The organism is Flavobacterium sp. 120, assembly GCF_003633605.1.
Classification (GTDB): Bacteria; Bacteroidota; Bacteroidia; order Flavobacteriales; family Flavobacteriaceae; genus Flavobacterium; species Flavobacterium algoritolerans.
On sequence record NZ_RBKZ01000001.1, the window covers coordinates 1836623 to 1857744 of the forward strand.

General features: G+C 31.5%; 27 protein-coding genes and 1 pseudogene. All 28 read left to right on the forward strand.

Translation table 11 applies throughout. The features are described from left to right. Nucleotides 1-58: 58 nt before the first annotated feature. The 28 genes and pseudogenes from C8C87_RS07900 (at nucleotide 59) to C8C87_RS08035 (ending at nucleotide 21109) form a co-directional block, all read left to right on the forward strand. Nucleotides 59-316: a hypothetical protein gene (locus tag C8C87_RS07900; protein WP_099715324.1), complete on the forward strand. Its 258-nt coding sequence runs from the start codon at nucleotides 59-61 to the stop codon at nucleotides 314-316. Between the two features lie 165 nt (nucleotides 317-481). Beyond that, nucleotides 482-1159 carry a peptidoglycan DD-metalloendopeptidase family protein gene (locus tag C8C87_RS07905; RefSeq protein ID WP_121342210.1) on the forward strand — a complete coding sequence of 226 codons (678 nt, stop codon included), beginning with the start codon at nucleotides 482-484 and terminating at the stop codon, nucleotides 1157-1159. 2 nt (nucleotides 1160-1161) lie between these two features. Then, nucleotides 1162-1638, forward strand: coding sequence for a hypothetical protein (locus tag C8C87_RS07910; protein ID WP_099715322.1), 477 nt, complete (start codon nucleotides 1162-1164; stop codon nucleotides 1636-1638). A gap of 284 nt (nucleotides 1639-1922) precedes the next feature. Beyond that, entirely contained in the window at nucleotides 1923-2285 is a 363-nt protein-coding gene (locus C8C87_RS07915) for a cupin domain-containing protein (protein WP_099715321.1), read from the forward strand. Between the two features lie 218 nt (nucleotides 2286-2503). Next, complete coding sequence (locus C8C87_RS07920; protein WP_099715320.1) at nucleotides 2504-3055, forward strand: AraC family transcriptional regulator; 552 nt, start codon at nucleotides 2504-2506, stop codon at nucleotides 3053-3055. Nucleotides 3056-3109: 54 nt separating this feature from the next. After that, nucleotides 3110-5944: pseudogene (locus C8C87_RS07925) on the forward strand (PAS domain S-box protein); the annotation flags it as partial. Next, the gene (locus C8C87_RS07930; RefSeq protein ID WP_099715318.1) at nucleotides 5944-6378 is read left to right on the forward strand and encodes a response regulator; all 435 of its coding nucleotides are present in this window, start codon (nucleotides 5944-5946) and stop codon (nucleotides 6376-6378) included. The pseudogene C8C87_RS07925 and the gene C8C87_RS07930, both read left to right, overlap by 1 nt. A 205-nt stretch (nucleotides 6379-6583) precedes the next feature. Beyond that, nucleotides 6584-6778: a hypothetical protein gene (locus C8C87_RS07935; protein ID WP_099716318.1), complete on the forward strand. Its 195-nt coding sequence runs from the start codon at nucleotides 6584-6586 to the stop codon at nucleotides 6776-6778. 431 nt (nucleotides 6779-7209) lie between these two features. Beyond that, the gene (locus C8C87_RS07940) at nucleotides 7210-8271 is read left to right on the forward strand and encodes a class I fructose-bisphosphate aldolase (RefSeq protein ID WP_121342212.1); all 1062 of its coding nucleotides are present in this window, start codon (nucleotides 7210-7212) and stop codon (nucleotides 8269-8271) included. Nucleotides 8272-8524: 253 nt separating this feature from the next. Continuing rightward, a complete protein-coding gene (locus tag C8C87_RS07945; protein WP_121342213.1) occupies nucleotides 8525-8998 on the forward strand; it encodes a Dps family protein in 474 nt (157 codons plus the stop codon). Nucleotides 8999-9404: 406 nt separating this feature from the next. After that, nucleotides 9405-9788, forward strand: a complete 384-nt coding sequence (locus C8C87_RS07950; RefSeq protein ID WP_121342214.1) for a hypothetical protein — start codon at nucleotides 9405-9407, stop codon at nucleotides 9786-9788. A 44-nt stretch (nucleotides 9789-9832) separates the two neighbouring features. Then, a complete protein-coding gene (locus C8C87_RS07955; RefSeq protein ID WP_121342215.1) occupies nucleotides 9833-10054 on the forward strand; it encodes a hypothetical protein in 222 nt (73 codons plus the stop codon). Nucleotides 10055-10219: 165 nt separating this feature from the next. Then, on the forward strand, nucleotides 10220-10675 hold the full coding sequence (locus C8C87_RS07960; protein WP_121342216.1) for a PA2169 family four-helix-bundle protein: 456 nt from the start codon (nucleotides 10220-10222) through the stop codon (nucleotides 10673-10675). Between the two features lie 102 nt (nucleotides 10676-10777). Next, nucleotides 10778-11536 carry an ABC transporter permease gene (locus tag C8C87_RS07965; RefSeq protein ID WP_099716317.1) on the forward strand — a complete coding sequence of 253 codons (759 nt, stop codon included), beginning with the start codon at nucleotides 10778-10780 and terminating at the stop codon, nucleotides 11534-11536. A 1-nt stretch (nucleotide 11537) separates the two neighbouring features. Beyond that, nucleotides 11538-12314, forward strand: coding sequence for an ABC transporter ATP-binding protein (locus C8C87_RS07970; protein WP_121342217.1), 777 nt, complete (start codon nucleotides 11538-11540; stop codon nucleotides 12312-12314). A gap of 18 nt (nucleotides 12315-12332) precedes the next feature. Further along, a complete protein-coding gene (locus C8C87_RS07975) occupies nucleotides 12333-13217 on the forward strand; it encodes an MlaD family protein (RefSeq protein ID WP_121342218.1) in 885 nt (294 codons plus the stop codon). A 184-nt stretch (nucleotides 13218-13401) separates the two neighbouring features. Then, a complete protein-coding gene (locus C8C87_RS07980) occupies nucleotides 13402-14166 on the forward strand; it encodes a DUF4382 domain-containing protein (protein WP_158589738.1) in 765 nt (254 codons plus the stop codon). A gap of 170 nt (nucleotides 14167-14336) precedes the next feature. Beyond that, on the forward strand, nucleotides 14337-14555 hold the full coding sequence (locus C8C87_RS07985; protein ID WP_121342220.1) for a hypothetical protein: 219 nt from the start codon (nucleotides 14337-14339) through the stop codon (nucleotides 14553-14555). Between the two features lie 192 nt (nucleotides 14556-14747). Further along, nucleotides 14748-14933 carry a CsbD family protein gene (locus C8C87_RS07990; protein WP_099715308.1) on the forward strand — a complete coding sequence of 62 codons (186 nt, stop codon included), beginning with the start codon at nucleotides 14748-14750 and terminating at the stop codon, nucleotides 14931-14933. A gap of 168 nt (nucleotides 14934-15101) precedes the next feature. Next, entirely contained in the window at nucleotides 15102-15563 is a 462-nt protein-coding gene (locus C8C87_RS07995) for a hypothetical protein (protein WP_147402365.1), read from the forward strand. Nucleotides 15564-15762: 199 nt separating this feature from the next. Then, complete coding sequence (locus C8C87_RS08000; protein ID WP_099715306.1) at nucleotides 15763-16398, forward strand: porin family protein; 636 nt, start codon at nucleotides 15763-15765, stop codon at nucleotides 16396-16398. 122 nt (nucleotides 16399-16520) lie between these two features. After that, complete coding sequence (locus C8C87_RS08005; RefSeq protein ID WP_121342222.1) at nucleotides 16521-16673, forward strand: lmo0937 family membrane protein; 153 nt, start codon at nucleotides 16521-16523, stop codon at nucleotides 16671-16673. Between the two features lie 70 nt (nucleotides 16674-16743). Next, a complete protein-coding gene (locus tag C8C87_RS08010; RefSeq protein WP_121342223.1) occupies nucleotides 16744-16896 on the forward strand; it encodes a lmo0937 family membrane protein in 153 nt (50 codons plus the stop codon). Nucleotides 16897-16935: 39 nt separating this feature from the next. After that, nucleotides 16936-17268 (forward strand): YtxH domain-containing protein, encoded by a 333-nt coding sequence (locus tag C8C87_RS08015; RefSeq protein ID WP_099715305.1) that lies wholly within the window; start codon nucleotides 16936-16938, stop codon nucleotides 17266-17268. A 53-nt stretch (nucleotides 17269-17321) separates the two neighbouring features. Next, the gene (locus tag C8C87_RS08020; protein ID WP_121342224.1) at nucleotides 17322-17669 is read left to right on the forward strand and encodes a hypothetical protein; all 348 of its coding nucleotides are present in this window, start codon (nucleotides 17322-17324) and stop codon (nucleotides 17667-17669) included. 1 nt (nucleotide 17670) lies between these two features. Beyond that, nucleotides 17671-18009 carry a hypothetical protein gene (locus C8C87_RS08025; RefSeq protein WP_121342225.1) on the forward strand — a complete coding sequence of 113 codons (339 nt, stop codon included), beginning with the start codon at nucleotides 17671-17673 and terminating at the stop codon, nucleotides 18007-18009. A gap of 174 nt (nucleotides 18010-18183) precedes the next feature. Continuing rightward, entirely contained in the window at nucleotides 18184-18963 is a 780-nt protein-coding gene (locus C8C87_RS15845; RefSeq protein ID WP_233550017.1) for a diguanylate cyclase, read from the forward strand. 370 nt (nucleotides 18964-19333) lie between these two features. Further along, nucleotides 19334-21109 carry an Ig-like domain-containing protein gene (locus tag C8C87_RS08035; RefSeq protein WP_121342226.1) on the forward strand — a complete coding sequence of 592 codons (1776 nt, stop codon included), beginning with the start codon at nucleotides 19334-19336 and terminating at the stop codon, nucleotides 21107-21109. Nucleotides 21110-21122: the final 13 nt, after the last annotated feature.

Below are 21122 nucleotides of genomic sequence, written 5' to 3' on the forward strand. Positions count from 1 at the left end.
GATTTAAAACAGTAAATTGTAAATCAATTAATTGGCTAATAACCATAAAACATAAAATATGAAAAAAGCATCATTGTTTTTAGGAATCCTATCACTACTTGCGATTGTTTCCTGCAAGAAAAAAGAAGAAACTCCAGTTCCAGCAACACAAACAGAAACTTCAAGTGAGACAACTACAACTGTCACTACCGAAGCGAAAGATAGCACATCTATAAAAGTAGCTACCGATGGTGTAAGTGTGACTACAAAAGATGGAAAAACTAAAACCAGCGTAGAACTTTCCGGTGGTGAAGCAAAAGTGGAGATCAAAAAGTAATATCCCATTATTATGTCGACAAAGTATTAGAATGCCAATATGAAATTTCATATTGGCATTTTTTTTAGAAACATTTTTCACAATTAAAAGTTATAATACTACCTAAATTTTTATGTTGCCATTTTTTATTTTAAATTTAAGAATTATAAAAAATTAATACAAATTATGACCGCACTGGAAACTATCTTAAAAGACATCCAAAATGTAAAAGTGATAGACAAATCAATAGATTACGACCAATACATCCTATTGGATTTATCGATACAAAATGAAAACTTTACAAAACGGACTATTGAAACTGCAAATGATTTTGAAAAATATATCGAAAACTATTTAGACGAAAACAATGCAAAAGTTGCTTTTGGTGGTTATAATGAAATTAGAAATCTCTACAAACGCAGTGATATTTTCAACGATTCTAAAACTGAGGAACGAAATATCCATATCGGTTTAGATTTATGGATTAAAGCAGGAACTCCAGTATTAGCGGCACTTGATGGATTTATTCATAGTTTTAATTACAATACTGGTGTAGGAGATTATGGTCCAACGATTATCTTAGAACATAAAATAGAAAATCAGCGTTTTTATACTTTATACGGCCATCTTTCGTTAGAAAGTATCAGCGATATTGAAATTGGTGATATTTTCGAAAAAGGACAACAAATAGCGACTTTAGGAGATGCTTCTGTGAATGGAGATTATGCACCTCATTTACATTTTCAGATCATAGAAGAAATTTCACAAACATTTGGTGATTATCCCGGAGTTTGCAGTGAAAATGACTTGAAACATTATTTAAAGAACTGTCCAGACCCGAATATCTTATTAAAAATTATATAAATATGAAAAAAATAATTATTGTATTCAGTATTCTTCTGCTCATTGGATGTAAATCAAAAAAAGTTGTTACAACTGCTGAACCGGAGAAAGCTAAAATTGAAAAACTTGGTTTATCCGAAGTTAATGAAAGCCAAAAGAACAAAGCCTATGAATTAGGAAAGAGAGTTTTAATGACTTGTAATACTTCTAAATTCAAGCCTTTCAACCAAAGTGAAGCAACAGAATCTGTCATCAAGAATACGACAGAGGAAAGATTGACAAAAACCTGTACCAGATTCCGTCAGTATTATGGGACTTTTATTGATCTTCAATTAGTTGAGATTTACAAAAACAATTTTGACGGAACAACAATTTTTCGCTACAAAGCATTGTATTCAAAGAAAGTAGCCAATAAAGAACTTCGTGTTTCTATGAATCAAGAAAATAAAGTTTCCTCAATTAAATCATTGGATTGGGTCACTCCTTTTTCGATGAATTAATTTTTTGATAAAAACAATCCCGAGTATAAACCCTTTTATGCCCCAGAAAGCCTCTTTAATCTAAATTTAGATTAAAGAGGCTTTACTAATTTGTCCCACACTGATTTATTATGAAAAAAGATACTGTTTATCAACATCTTTGATAATGTAAACAAATAAGCTGTCTCATTATTGACTCTTTTCGACCAAAATCAACTCTTTTATACGATTATATAGCGTAATTGGGTTTAAAGCGACTACCTTCACAAAATCTCAACTTATCGTAGAGCAACTAAATAGCCAATATGCAATATAAAAATAAACCTATAGATAACCGTGAGTTAACAAAATCCCAATCACACATCATAGTTGAAATTATACAGTATATACCAAATGCTGTTTTAAGCAGAACCATAATTAAAAAAACTACCGGAAACATAACTGCTTTATCATTTGATGCTGGCGAAGAATTATCGGAAAGAACATCACCTTTTGATAATTATGTACAAATAATTGACGGAACAGCCGAGATTTTTATCAATGAAATAAAACACCTGCTTAAATTAGGAGAAGGAATAATAATTCCGGCTCACTCCACACATTCCTTTAATGCAAATGTGCAATTCAAAATGATTTCAACAACTATAAAAAGTGGGTACGAAAATTAATTATGCTTTATGAAAGCACAGCCTTATTTATGTCATCCAAAAAAAATAATACGCTATTTTTCACTGTTTTAATATTTAAAACTACGATTTAAGCGAATAATAGATGGATATCCTTCTAATAAATTATTCATTAGAATATATAATGTAACTTTAACCTGAAAAAAAAATAATTTTTCTAAACTGTAAACGAAATATCTTTGAAACTATACATAAAATACATGGTAAGTAATCGCTGTAAGATGGCGGTAAAAGAAGAATTAAAAAAACTTGGACTACACTTCATGGTTGTAGATTTAGGTGAAGTTGAAATCATGGAAAATATCTCTATGGACCAGAGGCAACTTTTAAAAAGAGCACTTTTGGACTCCGGACTTGAATTAATGGATGATAAAAAATCCATGCTGATCGAAAAGATAAAAAATGTAATTATCCAGATGGTTCACCATTCAACAGAGAATATAAAAATTAATTTTTCTGATTATCTGAGTCAACAATTAAATCACGACTATACCTACCTCTCCAACTTATTTTCGGAAGTGCAAGGAACTACAATCGAGCAATTTATAATTTCACACAAAACTGAACGTATAAAAGAACTGATTATTTATGGTGAATTAAACATCACTGAAATAGCCTGGAAAATGAACTACAGTAGTGTGGCACATTTATCCAGCCAATTTAAAAAAGTTACCGGCCTCTCACCTTCCCATTTTAAACAATTGAAAGATAAAAGACGTAACCCAATTGAAGAAATTGGTAATTTAAAATAGAAAAAAATCAAGTCAATTTTATAAATAAATATAGAAACTATAAAAACTCAAGAATCACAATACGCCAGAAGTCTTATTGAAGCTAGTTTGGACCCGTTAATTACAATAAATCCTGAAGGAAAAATTACGGATGTAAATGAAGCTACAGTAAATATTACGGGGCTGAATCGCGATCGTTTAATTAATTCTGATTTTTTCAATTATTTCACCGAAAAGCAAAAAGCACGTGAAGTGTATCAGGAAGTGTATGAAAAAGGTTCTGTTTCAGATTCCCCGCTTACACTGAAGCATAAAGACGGTAAATTGACAGATGTATTATTCAATGGTTCTGTTTATAAAGATGATCTGGGAAGTGTATTAGGAGTCGTAATTGTTGCCCGCGATATTGCTGAGCAAAAATGGGCTTTAGATTTACGGGTTGCCAATAAAGAGCTTGCTTTTCAAAACGATGAAAAAGAAAAAAGGGCAGCTGAACTGGTAATTGCCAATAAAGAGCTTGCTTTTCAAAATGATGAGAAAGAAAAAAGAGCTAATGAATTAATCATTGCTAATAAAGAGCTTCTATTTCAAAATGATGAGAAAGAGAAACGAGCGGCTGAACTTGCAATTGCCAATAAAGAGCTTGCTTTTCAAAACGATGAGAAAGAAAAAAGAGCTAATGAATTAATCATTGCCAATAAAGAGCTTCTATTTCAAAATGATGAAAAAGACAACCGTGAAGCTGAATTAGTTGTAGCCAATAAAGAGCTTGCTTTTCAAAATGATGAAAAAGAAAAACGAGCGGCTGAATTAGTGATTGCCAATAAAGAACTTCTATTTCAAAACCAAGAAAAGGAAAAACAACAAATTGCCAATAAAAAACTGGAAGAACTTAGTTACGCAGCAAAATTAGCTTCGCAATATTCTCTCAGTTTGATTGAAGCTAGTCGGGATCCATTGGTAACTATAAATACCAAAGGTAAAATTACGGATATGAATGAGGCATTGGTAAACATTACGGGTATGACGCGTAATGAGCTTACAGATTCTGATTTTTTCGATTATTTTACAGAGCAACAAAAAGCCCGTGAAGTATATCAAGAAGTATTCGAGAAAGGTTCCGTAGCTGATTCTCCGCTTACACTTCGCCACAAAGATGGCAAGCTGACGGATGTATTATTCAATGGTTCCGTTTATAAAGATGATAAAGGAGATGTACTTGGAGTTGTCATTGTTGCCAGAGATGTAACAGAACAAAAAAGAATTGCTACGGAGCTGGTAGAAGCACGGGTTTTTGCTGAATTAGCCACCGAAATTGCACAAGAAGCCAAAATAAATGCCGAAAGTGCTACCATTATAGCGGAAAATGCAGTAAAAGCAAAACAGCAATTTTTGTCTAATATGAGCCATGAAATTCGTACACCGATGAATGCAATCATCGGATTTACTAAAGTGGTTTTAAAAACAGAATTGACGCCTAAACAGAAAGAATATTTAAACGCAATTAAAATGAGTGGCGATGCCTTAATCGTACTTATTAATGATATCCTTGATTTAGCAAAAGTTGATGCCGGTAAGATGACATTTGAGAAAACACCATTCAAAATGAAATCTTCCATATTAGCGATGCTTCATTTGTTTGAAACAAAAATTCAAGAAAAAAATTTAAAATTAATTACGGAATATGACAGTAAAATTCCTGATGTTCTTGTAGGTGACCCCGTTCGTTTACACCAAATTATTTTAAACTTGGTGAGTAATGCCGTGAAATTTACCTCTAAAGGAAAGATTACGGTAAGTGTTCATTTATTGCATGAGGATGATGATAAAGTAATTATTGAATTTGCGGTAATTGACACAGGAATAGGCATTCCCGAAGAAAAAATTGGAAAAATATTTGAAAATTTTCAACAAGCGTCCAGTGGTACTTCAAGACTATATGGCGGAACAGGATTAGGACTTGCCATAGTGAAACAATTAGTGGAACCACAAGGAGGTAGTATTCGTGTAAGAAGTACTGTAAATGAAGGGTCTACGTTTAGTTTTACATTGAGTTTTCAAAAAACAAATGCTGATGCTGAATTAGAGAATGAACTGCTAGAATTAGATACTGAAATAAAAAACATAAAAGTATTAGTTGTTGAGGATATTCCTCTTAATCAACTATTAATGAAAACATTACTGGATGATTTTGGATTTTCCAGAGATATTGCTGAAAATGGTAAAATAGCCATCGAGAAATTAAAAGAAAACGAATACGATATCATTCTAATGGACTTACAAATGCCAGAAATGAATGGATTTGAAGCTACAGAATACATTCGTAAAACAATGAATTCTAAAATTCCTATAATCGCTTTAACTGCTGACGTTACAACCGTAGATTTGGCTAAATGCAAAGCAGTAGGAATGAATGATTATCTGGCAAAACCAGTTAATGAAAGGCTGTTGTACAGTAAGATTGTTGGAATATTAAAAAAACCAAAACTTGAAAAACTTAGTGCTAAGCTTAATGAGAATATAGAAGAGAATAGCGTCAAGGAGGAAAAAATTAAATGTATTGATTTGATTTATTTAAATCAACGAACAAAATCAAATCCAGCGTTAATGATGGAAATGATTTCATTGTATTTAACACAAACTCCACCGTTAATTAATACCATTAAACAAAGTTTAGAAGATAAAAACTGGCAATTATTGGGTGCTGCAGCGCATAAAATGATTCCGTCTTTTGCCATAATGGGCATGAATCCAAACTTTGAAAATATGGCAAAAAAAATTCAGGAATTTGCAATTGCGCACGAAAAAATGGAAGGAATAGATGACTTAGTCCTGCAACTTGAAGAAATTTGTTTACAAGCATGCCAAGAATTACAAGAAGAATTTAATATAATCAAAAATACCATATAATGAAAAATGATACTAAAATAAAGATATTCCTAGTAGATGATGACGCCTTGTTTTTAAAATCTTTAGAAATTGAATTTTTAGAAAATGCTGATTTTACAGTGGAAACTTATTCTACTGGAGAGCTGTGCATCGCTAATATAAATAACAATCCAGATGTAGTAATTTTAGATTATCAACTTGATGGTATAGTTGCAAATGCAATGAACGGAATTGAAACATTAGATAAAATAAAAGCTTTCAATCCAGAAATTCCAGTAATAATGTTGTCCTCCCAAGATAAAATTGAAGTTGCCATAAACTGTATGCATCATAAAGCTGTGGACTATGTGGTGAAAAGCGAAACTGCTTTTGTTCGCTTACAAAAAATAATCACTTCTGTTTTTAAATATCAAAAAATGGAAAAGCAATTAAATTGGTACATGGATAGAATGTAGTATTTTTTAAAGTGTGAATGATATAACTTTTATTGACAATTATGTAACACTTTTAGAGTCAAACAGAAATACATTTGCTTTGTAATTAATTCAAGTACAAATACTTGAATTAATAAAACCTCAAAGCATTTCTATTTTTATCAAGTAGACTTTGAAAGTTAAACATAAAAATAAATTACAATATCAATCTTTAAAAAATAAAATTATGAATCTTAAAAGAATCTTTGGAGCATTACTTACCGCACTTGGAATAGGTGGTCTTATTTATACTGCAATAGTATTTGCTGGAACATCAGGCGACATGACAGATGTTAAATCATTAATTATTTACGGCGTACTGGGTATTATTTTCTTCGTTTCTGGAATCAGTTTGGTTCGTACAACAAAAGACGAATCATAAAAATATACTAGTACTTAGTTCATTTTGATTGAAATACAATTTTAGCGGATCTCTATTAAATTATTGGTTACACTAAAATACCTGTATCTTTATACAATGTGAAGCTATTTTATAGCCAAACAAAACAGTCAAATTTGTTTTAAAGGTCCAATACACTATATAACTTTCCTTGTTTTTTCGGATTCAAAGAAAGTTATTTTTCGTTTTACTTGGTCACAAATAAGTAATTTTCAAATTCTTTGGACTTTTTTAAACGTAACTTTTTCCTTGTTAAAAACATTAATTCATCCATTTTAAAACTCACAAACACTTCATTTCATAGCCATTAATTTAATTTTTAATCATTTACAAGATTTAAATTATTAAATATAACTATCTTTATATCAGTATTTTAAAATGGAATAACTATTGTAAATCTAGACTGTTTCAAGATGAAAAATATAGCGCAATTATTAGCTTTATTAGGCAATGAAAAAGACTTTTTACTGAATCATGTCTGTAAAACAATTTCGAAAGATCAAATTCATTTACCCAATCCTTCGCATATAGATACCGTTTTTTTACAAAGCAATCGAAACGCACAAACGATTAGAAGTTTGACACAATTGTACCATCATGGTCGACTTTCGGATACTGGTTATATTTCGATTTTACCTGTAGACCAAGGAATTGAACATACTGCGGGAAGTTCTTTTTCTCCAAATCCTATTTATTTTGACCCCGAAAATATTGTGAAACTAGCCATTGAAGCGGGCTGTAATGCGGTGGCTTCCACAATGGGAGGACTGGCAATGTTATCCAGAAAATATGCCCATAAAATTCCGTTTGTTGTAAAAATCAATCACAATGAACTCCTAACCTATCCCAATAAATACGATCAAATCATGTTTGGGAGTGTTCGAGATGCTTGGAATATGGGAGCTGTAGCTGTGGGCGCAACTGTTTACTTTGGCTCAGCCGAATCAGACAGGCAAATTATAGAAGTGGCAAAAGCTTTTGAAGAAGCGCATAATTTAGGTATGGCAACTATTCTTTGGTGTTACGCAAGAAATGATGTATTTATTAAAAACGGTGTCGATTATAATACCGCTGCTGATATTACCGGTCAAGCCAATTACTTGGGAGTCTCTATCCAAGCAGATATTATTAAACAAAAGCTACCTACTAATAACGGTGGTTTTACGGCAATACAATTTGCCAAAACAAATCCAGATATGTATACAAAATTAGCCTCAAATCATCCTATAGATTTATGCCGCTATCAAGTAATGAACTGTTTTTCCGGGCGTGTCAGCATGATTAATTCCGGAGGTGAATCTAAAGGTGAAACTGATTTGGCCGAAGCCATAAAAACTGCCGTCATAAACAAACGAGCTGGTGGTAGCGGAATGATAATGGGTCGAAAAGCTTTCCAACGCCCCTTTGGCGAAGGTGTAAAACTGATACAAGCTGTTCAGGAAATTTACCTGGCTAAAGAAGTTTCTATTGCTTAAACATAGATTAATCAATTGATTAAAACTTCAATACTAAATCAAAAAACACTGATTACATAGCTTTTATACTCCAATAAGGTGTGAATCATGTAACTTATTTTTACAATCTTATAATACTTTTAGAGCGAAATCAAATGACCTTTGTACTATCATGATACTTTATTAATTGTTGCACACCGTTTGAATATTAAAAAAAAAACGTGTACAAAGTCTTAAAAAAAGTAGCGGTAATTAAATATTAAATATAGAAAATATGAAACCACAAATTGGAATTACACAAGAGCATTTAAAAAATAGCATTTCTATCCTATCGTCAATTTTAGCGAATGAAATGACACTGTATATTAAATTAAGAAAATTTCATTGGAATGTTTCTGGCGAAAGTTTTATGGAGTTTCACAAATTATTTGAAGGTCAATATATACAACTGGAAGCTTCAATAGATGAAATTGCAGAACGCATCAGCAAATTAGGTGGAAAAACTATTGGAACGATGAAAGAGTTTTCAGATTTAAGCATCATCAAAGAATCGCCTAATCATTATCCATCTCAAAAAGAAATGGTTAAAGAATTACTGGAAGATCATGAAACAGTTATTGTTCATCTTCGAAAAGATGTTGATACAAGTGCTGAAGAAAATAAAGATGCCGGAACTGCTGATTTCCTTACAGGTTTGATGGAAGCACACGAAACAATGGCTTGGACACTAAGAAGATATTTAGAATAATAAAAATATAAAAACATGGAAAATTCAGAAAACGAAGTTTATTCAGCTTCAAAAAGTCATTGCAGAGTTGGTAAAATAACTCCTAAAAAAATAGAAGAAGATAAATCTACCACAACAGTAGATTCATAAAAATAGTAAGGTTAGGTTGGTTTTTTTTAGGTTTGGTTAAGGGCTATTGTTTTTACAATAGCCCTTTTTGGTATTATAATTATTGCTTTTCTAAGCAGGAATTATTTCAATTTTCATTCAAATTAATAGGATTAAAAACCCTACTTAAAACATGTAAATTATATAATCTTTACCTAAAGTAATGTAATGTTTTTTTAGATTAAATAACTGAACTTTAAATAATTGTAATTCATTAATTATAATAATAGTTACGTCAAATAACGCTAAAAAAACAATTATGAAAACAACAAAGAAATTAGGCATTTGGATGGATCATTCCATGGCTCATTTAATGGAATTTACTTCCAAGCATTTTGAAATAGAAACCATTGAATCAGAACTTAGCAATCAGGAAAAAATTGCAAGTTTAGCAAAATCCGAAAATTCAAATTTTAGTAAAGAGAGAAAACAACTTTTTGAGTACTATAAAAAAATTGGCGAAGCCATAAAAAATTATAAACGCGTAATTCTCTTTGGACCTACTGATGCAAAAATAGAACTCTTTGATCTTTTGAGTGAAGACACCCGTTTTTTAAAAATTAAATTCGAGATTAAAGACACTGATAAAATGGACGTAAATCAGCAACATAATTTTGTTAAAGAATACTTTTCAAGAGCATAGCTCAACCTTTATACCATTATATATCAACTTAAAAACTTTTAAAAATGAAAACAAGAACTATAGGAATCGTTATGATTATTTTAGGAATAATTATGTTGTTGTATACTAGTTTTAATTATGTAACAACTGAAAAAGTAGTTGACATAGGACCAATTCAAATTAACAAAGAAGTTAATCATCCCGTAAAATGGTCTCCAATTATAGGAATTATACTTGCTGTAGGCGGTGTTGTTTTGATAGTTGCAGGTACTAAAAAAGAAGCTTAATTCTGATGCTAAAATTTCAATTTATTGAATGTGTGAATAATGCAACTTTAAAAAATAGTTATATAACACATTTATCGGCATTCATAATGACCTTTGCAAAGCAGGTAATCTAAAATAAATGTAGTACAGTATAATCTAGTTTAATCACTGTTAAAATAGAATAAGATGAATAAAGAGAAATCAATTGTGGTATTAAATAATCTTATTGAAATCAATAATGATAGAATTCAGGTTTATGAAACTGCAACAATAGTAACAGAAGAAAGTGATTTGAAAAATTTGTTTTCTGAATTCCAAAAAACAAGTGAAATTTTTAAATCAGAACTGGCAGAAGAAGTTCAAAAAATGGGCGGAATTCCTGTGGATGTGATTAAAAAAAACAACTTTTTTGTGAAGCTTTGGATGAATTTCAAGGCAAAACTTGTCGATAAAGACAGAGAAGATATTTTAAACACTCTTGAATATAAAGAATTTGTAGCCATAAAAAGTTATAAAGAAACCTTGACCGATAATTTTGATCATCTTACCGTTGAGCTTCTTATCATCCTTAAATCACAACAACTTTTATTAACTGCGCATCATGATAAGGTGAAAAAGTTAGGAGATTTAATGTTGTCTTAAAGCAAACCATTTCTTCTAATTCACTTTAAGTCAATACTTAATTCGCATTTATAAAAAACACAATGACCAATGAATAGTATAGTAACAGCCAAAAAAGAAAGCATAATAACGTACTTGAAAGAAACTTTCAATGATGTAGGCAACATTACATTATTTGCAGCGCGTTTTTTCAAAGAAGTGATCAAACCTCCTTATGAAATCAAGGAGTTTATGAAACAATGTTACGTTATTGGGTATAAATCTTTGCCATTAGTAACCATCACAGGATTTATAATGGGCTTAGTGCTTACACTGCAATCGAGACCTACATTGGCTAAGTTTGGTGCAGAATCCTGGTTGCCAAGTATGGTTGCTCTTTCTTTAATACGGGAAATAGCGCCCGTAATTACCGCTTTGATTTGTGCCGGTAAAGTTTCATCCGGTATTGGTGCTGAATTAGGGTCCATGAAAGTGACGGAACAAATAGATGCGATGGAGGTTTCAGCAATAAATCCGTATAAATATTTAGTCGTTACAAGGATTTTAGCCACTACACTTATGATTCCGCTTTTAGTGATTTATGCAGATGGTATTGGGATTATCGGAGGATATGTGGGAATAAATATTCATAGTGATGTTAATTTATACCGTTACATCTCACAAGTTTTAGAATCCATTACATTTTTAGATATTTTTCCGGCGACTATGAAAACTTTTTTCTTTGGTTTCTTTATTGGAATGATTGGCTGTTATAAAGGATTTAATGCGGCTAATGGAACTGAAAGTGTTGGGAAAGCGGCTAATTCTGCTGTAGTTACTGCTTCGCTAACAATATTTATTATTGATATGCTTGCCGTACAATTAACTGATTTATTTTTCTAAAATGATACAAGAAACAACAACAATAGCTCCTGCTCCTATTTCTAAAACGAATAGTCCAGTTATAGAAATAAAAGAACTTTATAAATCCTTCGGCAAAAACGAGGTTTTAAAAGGAGTTACTTTCTCTGTCAATAAAGGTGAAAATTTAGTAGTCTTAGGAAAATCAGGTTCCGGGAAATCAATAACCATAAAATGTTTAGTTGGTTTAGTGGTTGCTGATGAAGGCGAAATAAATGTATTTGGTACCGATATCACAAAAATAGATACCACTGAACTTAATGAAATCAGAGTTCGAATAGGTTTTCTTTTTCAAAATGCAGCGCTGTATGATTCCATGAGTGTTCGAGAAAATCTAGGATTTACATTGAAACGACACGCCAAAGATTTATCTGCCGAAGAATTAGAAAATCAAATAAAAGACGTTTTGGAAAGTGTAGGCTTGGCTGAGGCAATTGATAAAATGCCTTCGGAATTATCAGGAGGAATGCGAAAAAGAATTGGTCTCGCAAGAACCCTTATTCTAAAACCCGAAATCATATTATATGATGAACCTACCACTGGATTAGACACAATAACATCAAGAGAAATCAGCGAATTATTATTAGAAATTCAAAAAAAGCATAAAACATCTTCGATTATTATTACTCATGATATGGCTTGTGCAAAACACACTGCTGATCGGCTTGTGATTCTAAAAGATGGTGTAATACATACCGAAGGAACATACGAAGAATTAGAAAAAAGTGATGACGAATGGGTTCGTTCTTTTTTCATATAACCAATAAAAAAATATAAAATGAATAAAGAATCTGGATACCAATGGAAATTAGGAATGTTTGTAATTATAGGGTTAGTACTTTTTGTTACAACAATATATTTTGTTGGAAAGCAGAAAAATTTATTTGGCTCTACATTTGAATTGAATTCGAAATTTAATTCGGTGAACGGACTTGAAGTAGGCAATAATGTTCGTTTTTCCGGTATCAATATCGGTACGGTGGAAGAAATTGAATTTCTTACGGATACTTCTGTGGTAATTAAATTAATCATAAAAGAAGAAGTTCGTAAATACATCAAGAAAGATGCTATTGCGAGCATTAGTTCTGATGGTTTAATGGGCGATAAAGTGCTTACCATATCCTCCGGGAAAAACTCTAATGTAATTGTAGAAAACAACGATAATATAGCTTCAAAGCAAGCTATAGAAATGGATGATTTAATGGTCAGCGTAAAAAAGAGTGTCGATAATGCCGGCGTTATTACAGCTCAACTTGCCCAGTTCAGTTACAGCATGAATAACGGAAATGGCGCTTTATCTAAATTAGTATCCGATGAGGAATTTGGAAACAGTATAAAAAACATGGTTTCTAATCTTGAAAACAGTTCAAATGAATTTCAAAAATTTACTTTCAAGATGAATAATGGAAAAGGAGCGTTGTCAAAATTAGTCAGTGATGAGAAAATGGGTCGAATGATTGATTCTACCCTAACAAATGTAAAAACAGGAACCGAAGGACTCAATGAAGTTATAGAAGCTGCAAAACATAATTTTCTGTTGAGAGGCTATTTCAATAAAAAGAAAAAAGCAGAAGATAAAAAACTGGAAGAGCTCGAAGATCAGGAAGAAATAGAAATGAAAAAGGAATTAAATATTGGGGCAAAATTTGATACTATAAAATAGTCTTTAAATAGCAATAGCTTAATATATTTCTCGAAAATACATCAAATTAAGAAAATACTTATTATTTTATCCTTATAAGTGAGAATTCTACAACTTTATAGTAAAGTTGTATAACATTTGATTTGTAGGCGCAAAGTATCTTTACAATACTATAAATATTTTGAACCCCTAAATTAAAATGAAAATGAAAAAAATGAAATTTATTCTGTCTTTCATCATGCTTGGATTACTAATCTATTCCTGTAACAATGATGATACCAATGCCAGTTATCCTTATGCCGTGAGACTGACTGACGCTCCAGGTCCTTATGAAGAAGTAAATGTAGACATACAAGGTGTGGAAGTTATAGGAGATGACGGTAAAATTGTAGCACTTAATGTAGAAAAAGGTATTTATAACTTACTAGAATTTTCTAATGGTGTCGATACATTAATCGCAACAGATTCACTTGAAATTTCTTCAGTGAAACAAATAAGACTTATTTTAGGTGCTGATAATACAGTAGTTCTTGATGGTGTAAGTTATCCTTTGAGCACGCCAAGTGCAGAACAAAGCGGATTGAAGCTTCAAGTTAACCAAACACTTCAAGAAGGAATATTGTACACTGTTCTTTTGGATTTTGATGCCAATAAATCGGTGGTTAAATTAGGAAATGGCGGATATCAATTGAAACCGGTTATTAGAACAATAGAAAAAGCAATTAGCGGTTCTATAAAAGGTAAAATTACTCCAATAGGAACAATGGCTGTAGTTGAAGCAACTTCATCAACAGCTGTAAGTTATACGAGCAATGTAAATGAAAATGGTGATTTCTTAGTGATGGGACTTCCTCCTGGAACGTATACCATTACTATCACTCCTGCTCTACCATTATTACCAGTAACAAAAACTGATATAGTTGTTACAGCTGGTCTTACCACTGACATAGGATCTTTTATTATCTTATAAAAATAGTTGTACAAAATGCCCTTTTCTAATTAAAAATGGTATTTACAAACAACTCAATGCCTCTAAAATCATTAAAAACATCATACTATTAAAGGATGTTTTTAATGATTTTTATTTTTTAAATTCAAATAAAAAGTGCTTCTAAAAATAACCTTAAAATTGAAATCATCATGAAAACAGAAAAAGAACTTAATGACGCTATTCTTGAAATTACAATGAAAATACGGAATGACTATCCTGAATTATCTAAATATTTATCAGAGATGCCTGTAACTATTCCGGACGTTACAAATCCTGAAATAAATATTAAAATACTAACGGATTATTACAAATCATTGGAAGACCTATTAAAAAAATACGTTCCAAATCATATTCACGATTCAAATTAACAAAAATGGTTATTTGATATAAATACCAAAAAAAGCTATTTAATTATTCCATAAGAAATAATTTATTGATTCCTTTTTTTACAAAATCAGTGAATATAACAAACTATTCATAAAGTTATGTAACTGATTTAATCCATAAACGCGCCAACTTTGTAAAGTGAAAACTATTTCGCGTACAATACACACAAAAAAATGAATTCAATAGAACTTACAGGAAATTGGGAAGAGCAAAAAGGAAAATTAAAACAAAAATTTGCTGCTTTGACCGAGAATGATTTACTCTTTACAGAAGGTAAAAAAGAAGAAATGCTGAGAAAACTCCAAATTAAATTGGGGAAAACCAAAGAAGAAATTCTTAAAATTATACAGTCTATCTAATATTTTTTTTTCAAAAAAACCTTATTTACCCCTATTACTACATTGCCCACTTTTAAAACCGTTGCATAATTCAAACTAGCAACATTAAATGCTACTAGTTTGAATTATAAAATGGTTAAACGGAAGTTTTCTAATCCCATCAAAAAATTTAATAGTAAACTATATAAAATGAAAAAGACACTTTTTACCCTTGCAATAACAACTTTCATGGCTGGAACCGTTTTAACAGGTTGTCAAAATACTTCTAAAAAAGAAGAAGCTGCTCAAGATAATGTAGAAGACGCAAGAGAAAATCTTGATGATGCAAAAGAAGAATTATCAGATGCTAGAAAAGTAGCAACAGAAGATGAATGGAATGCATTCAAAGCAAGTACTAATGCTACAATTGCTGAAAATGAAATGAGAATAGCGGAGATGAAAGCCAGTATGAAAAAAACCGGAAAATCAATCGATGAGGAATATGCTGAAAAAATTGATATTTTAGAACAAAAAAATAATGATATAAAAGTTAAGATTGAAACCTATAAAAATGACACCAGCAATGATTGGGAATCTTTTAAACAGGAATACAATCGCGATATGGATGAACTTGGCCAGGCATTGAAAAACCTCACAGTAGACAACAAATAGTAAATTAAAAAGACGAGTTATACAACTCGTCTTTTTTTTGTCTAATTATTTTTTGATTAAAAAAAACAACTAGAAAATATTTGACAATAAATCGTTTAAGGTGTGAATAATGTAAACTTAACCAAAAGTATTGTAACAAAGTAAGGGCGTAAGATGCTGATATTTGTAGTATAATAATTCTATAACAAAAACAATTAAAATGAAAAATTCAAAAAAACTGATTTTTGCTTCATTAGTCATAACATTCATGACTTTAACTAATGCAAATGCACAAGACAGCGCTTCAAAATTTGGTGTAAAAGGAGGCGTAAATTTCTCTAATTTATATACTGAAGACGTTGATGACAACAATGTGTTAACAGGTTTTAATGTTGGTTTTTTTGCCAAATTGCCTATTTCGAATAATATCGCTTTGCAACCTGAAATCTCTTACACTGGAAAGGGAGCTGAACTAGTTTACAATAACTCTTTGGTGAGTGGAACTGCTCAATTTAAATTAGATTATATCGAAGTACCACTTTTATTGGTAGTTAATGTGACCAAGAATTTTAATATTCATGCAGGTCCTTATGCAGCTTATATGGTGAGTGCTAAAACGACTAATAAATCAGATAGTGGTAGTTATAATTTTGAAGATAATATTGACACGGATGATTTCAACAAGTTTGATGCAGGTCTTGCCGGTGGTGTTGGGATTGATTTAGAACCAGTTAGTTTTGGAGTACGTTACAATTATGGATTGACTAAAATTGGAAAAGAAGACTCATCAACTAGCTTTAGCTCTCCAGATGCTAAAAATAGCGTCCTGAGTTTCTACGCTGCTTTTGCTTTTTAATTAGTTTTAAAAAAGCAAAACTAATTTTACCATAAAACACTGTAAAACAAAACAATACATATATTTTTTATATGTAACTTTACTAAATTTAATCAAAAAATAATCGTTAAAAATTAAAAATCATGAGCAATTTACTTTACACTATCGCAGTAATTTTAGTCCTTTTTTGGGCAATTGGTTTCTTTGCATACAGCGTAGGATCAATTATCCATATCCTTCTTGTTATCGCAGTTATTGCAGTTATATTGAGAATTATACAAGGCCGAAAAATCTAATACATCTACTTATTAATTGACCTACAAAAATAAATTGAATACAAATATAAATCATTAAAAACTAGAAATCATGAGCAATCTTCTTTACACAATCGCAGTTATTTTAGTCATTTTTTGGGCTATTGGATTCTTTGCATTCAGCGTAGGATCAATTATACACGTACTTCTTGTTATTGCAGTTATTGCAATACTATTTAGACTTATACAAGGTAGGGGTATCTAAATCAAATAATAAAACAATAAAACAATAAAATAAATAATTATGAAAGCAGATAAAATAATATTAGGAGTTTTAGGAGGCGTAGCCGTTGGAGCATTATTAGGAGTATTGTTTGCACCTGAAAAAGGGGACAAAACAAGAAAAAAAATCATGGACAAGAGCAACGATTATGCTGATGAATTAAAAGATAAATTAGATACTTTATTGGGAACAATCAATAAAAAGTATGAGAAAATTTGGAGTGAAGGCGAAAATTTAATCGCTGAAGGAAAATCAAAATTTGGTGATGCAAAGCATGAAGGTGAAACTTTACTTGCTGAAGGGAAATCAAAATTTTATGATGTAAAAAACGAAATTAAAAACACAAGTATCTAAAAAGACACTTCGATTTTAAAATTTCACAAGTAACTACGCTTACAAATTATCCCATGGAAAACACAGCAACAACAATAGAAATGCTTTTTGAGAAAGCAGAGGATTATACTAGAACAACAGTAGAATTGGTGAAGTTAAATGCAGTAGATAAAACTGCTGATGTCATGTCCTCGCTTCTTTCTCGATTAACCGTTTCTATTGTTTTTGTAATGTTTGCATTTCTTGTAAACATTGGTCTTTCCTTATGGATAGGCGAATTATTAGGTAAAGTATATTATGGTTTTTTTATAGTATCCAGTGCTTATTTTCTGATTTCAATAGTGTTATACATTTATAAAGATCAATGGCTTAAAATGCCAATCAGCAATTTTATCATTGTCAAAATGCTTAAAAAAAGTTAATATGAAAACCATTAACGAGACAGATACTCTTAAGGAAACGATACACTTGCTTAAAATAAAACAAGCTAACGAATTAGTACATCTTAAAGACCAGTATTATCATACGTATGAAAGTTTGAAACCTTTGAATATAATCAAAAATGCTTTTGGCCAATTGGCTACCTCATCTGATTTTAAAGGAAATATACTTAGTAATGTTATTGGTATATCAACCGGTTATTTGACTAAAAAAGTTTTGCTGGGATCAACCCATAATCCAATCAAAAGAATATTAGGGACATTACTACAATTTGTAATTACTAATGTTGTTACCAAACATTCAGATACTTCAAAATCATAACTCTTACATTTTAGTTTTGAATTGATTTCTTCTAATGTAATAATCATCGATAATTCGATAAATCTGTTATAAACCATTTATTTGTTCTTTTTTAAATAAGCTCAAAACAAAAGTTCTAACCTGGAGATTTATTTTATTTAGATTATATCTTTTGACAATTAATTTGAACAGAGCATGGAAAAAAGATTCAAAAAAGAAGCGCTAATAATAGTAAATAGAGCACTTGCTTTTCAAAACTTAGAAAAAGAAAAACGAGCTACAGCACTAATTATGGCCAATAATGAACTTGCTTTTCAAAACTTAGAAAAGGAAAAACGTGCCGCTGAATTGATAATTGCCAATAAAGAGCTTAAGTTTCAAAATCAAGAAAAAGAAAAACGCGCCGCAGAACTAATAATTGCCAATAAAGAACTTGCGTTTCAAAATCAAGAAAAAGAAAAACGAGCTGCTGAATTGATTATTGCCAATAAAGAACTTCTTTTTCAGAATAAAGAAAAAGAAAACCGAGCTGCTGAATTGATTATTGCCAATGAAGAACTTGTTTTTCAAAATCAAGAAAAAGAAAACCGAGCTGCTGAATTGATTATCGCCAATGAAGAACTTGCGTTTCAAAATCAAGAGAAAGAAAACCGAGCTGCTGAATTAATTGCTGCTAATCTAGAGCTTAAAAAAGCCGAAGAATACCAAATTGAATACATCAAAGGACTGGAGGAAATGATGTTTATGACTTCCCACAAAGTGAGACAGCCCATTGCTAATATTTTAGGTTTGTCCTATTTGCTGCATCATCAATCTGTAAATTCACCAGATGATCTAAAAGAATCTTTAGATTTCATCAAGCAATCTGCTTTGAGTCTTGACACGTTTACCAAAGAACTTACCCAATTCATTTTTAATTTGGGAGAAAAAGGAAAATTGTGTTTAAATAAAACCGCTTCCGATATTACAATTTAATAAGACATACTACCCTAAAAAGGGTGCCAATTTAAAATAACAGGGTTTAACTTTTTCATTAAAGTTGAACCCTTTTTTTATGTTTCTGCACTATTTAATGGGAGTCTTTAACTTAAAAACTGTTTAAGCTACAATATGTTTTAGATTAAACTTTTTAAGCATTCCTAAGTTTTTGAAGAACAGAATTAAATAGAGTGATACCTTTTTAACATATTTAAAATTCCAAGTAATTGATTATCAATTTAAAATTAAAAATTTAACTTTTCGAATAAGTGAATTTTACAACTTCCATTTTTAATTGTGTAACAGCAACAGTCAATAACAAAACAATCTTTGCTGTACAAAATACTTAATCCCCTAAATCAATAAAATGAAAACTAAAAACTTACTATTAACATTTGCAATATTGTTTATTGCATTAATTTCAGGCTGTGCGGAAGACGATTTTATAGCTCCCGAAGGTATATGCCCTGTTGTTCAATCTACAACTCCGGTTAATGGAGCTTTAGCCGTTCCTTTTAGACAACTGATTTCTGCAACATTCAATGAAGAGATGGATGCAGCAACAATCAATCAATCCACATTTATCATTACTAAAGCCGATGGTTCTACCATTACAGGTACAGTAACCTATAGTGGAACTACTGCTACATTTACTCCTAGCAGTCCTCTTACTCCAAATACTACTTACAGTGCTAGAATTAAAACTGGAGTTAAGGATGTAATGGGTAATGCACTTCAAGCTGATTATGTTTGGACATTTAGTACAGGAATGCTTATTGTTCCTATGGTGAGTACTACTGACCCATTAAACAATGCCGTAAACATTACTCTAAATAAAACGATAACTGCCACTTTTAGTGTACCAATGAATCCTTTGACGTTAAACAGTTCAACTTTTACGGTAAAACAAGGAACAAATACGGTTGCTGGAGTAATTACTTATTCTGGGTCTACAGTATCTTTTACACCTACAAATTTGTTAACCGCTAACACCGTTTATACTGTTACAATAACAACTGGAGCTGAAAGCACACTAGACACTCCATTAGCTGCTAATTATGTATGGAATTTCACTACAGCAGTAGCACCTACAGTAACGAGTACAGACCCACTTAATAATGCTACAGGAGTTAATCTAAATAAAACTGTTACAGCAACATTCAGTGTTCCTATGGATCCTTTAACAATAAACACAACAACTTTTACTTTGAAACAAGGTACAACAGTAATTCCCGGCGTTGTTACTTACACTGGTGGAAATACGGCTTCATTTAACCCTGTAAATTCATTAGACCCAGGACTTACTTATACTGCTACTATCACAACTGGTGCTAAAAACACTGTTGGTATTCCATTAGCGAATAACTATGTGTGGAATTTCACCACAGTGAACTCAGCGACACCGGCCCCTATAGTTACAAGCGGGTTGTTTTTTGGAGTTTTTGGAGGTAATGCAGGAATCACAAACCAAGGATTATTATCTGTAGTAGATGGAACAATAGGTACAACTGCTGCGTCATCTTTAGTGACAGGTTTTACAGATGGTACTAGTGGTGATGTTTATACCGTAACCCCTTTAAATAACGGAGTTGTAACGGATGGTATTTTTACGGATGCTCCTGCTCCAGGAAATACTACCAAAGCAGCAACTGCATTAGCGGGATTAAATGCCGCAAGAGATCTTTACAATAGCATCTCCCCTGCCTCAATGCCAGGTGGCGTTGCTAATCCGGGTGCTGGTGAATTAGGTGGATTAACATTAGCTCCTGGTATCTATACAGCTTCAAGCTCTTTTACTATAACTAACGGAAATCTTACCTTAAATGCAAATGGTGATCCCAATGCAAAATGGTACTTTCAAGCACCTTCTACTTTAACAGTAGGTGATTCAATGCCAAGCAGTGTTACTTTTTTAAACGGTGTTGGAAATCCTAATAATGTGTATTGGTATGTTGGTACTGCAGCAGTTATTAACTACGCTGGTGGTGGAGTTATGGTTGGAAACATTATCGCCAATTCTGGTGTGACTTTATCTTCCCCTGCTAACAGCACTAATCCCTTTTTAACAGTACTAAATGGTAGAGCGATTTCTCTAGTAGCTTCAGTTACTATGGTAAATACAGTTATAAATGTGCCAAATTAGGTATTTGACAAAA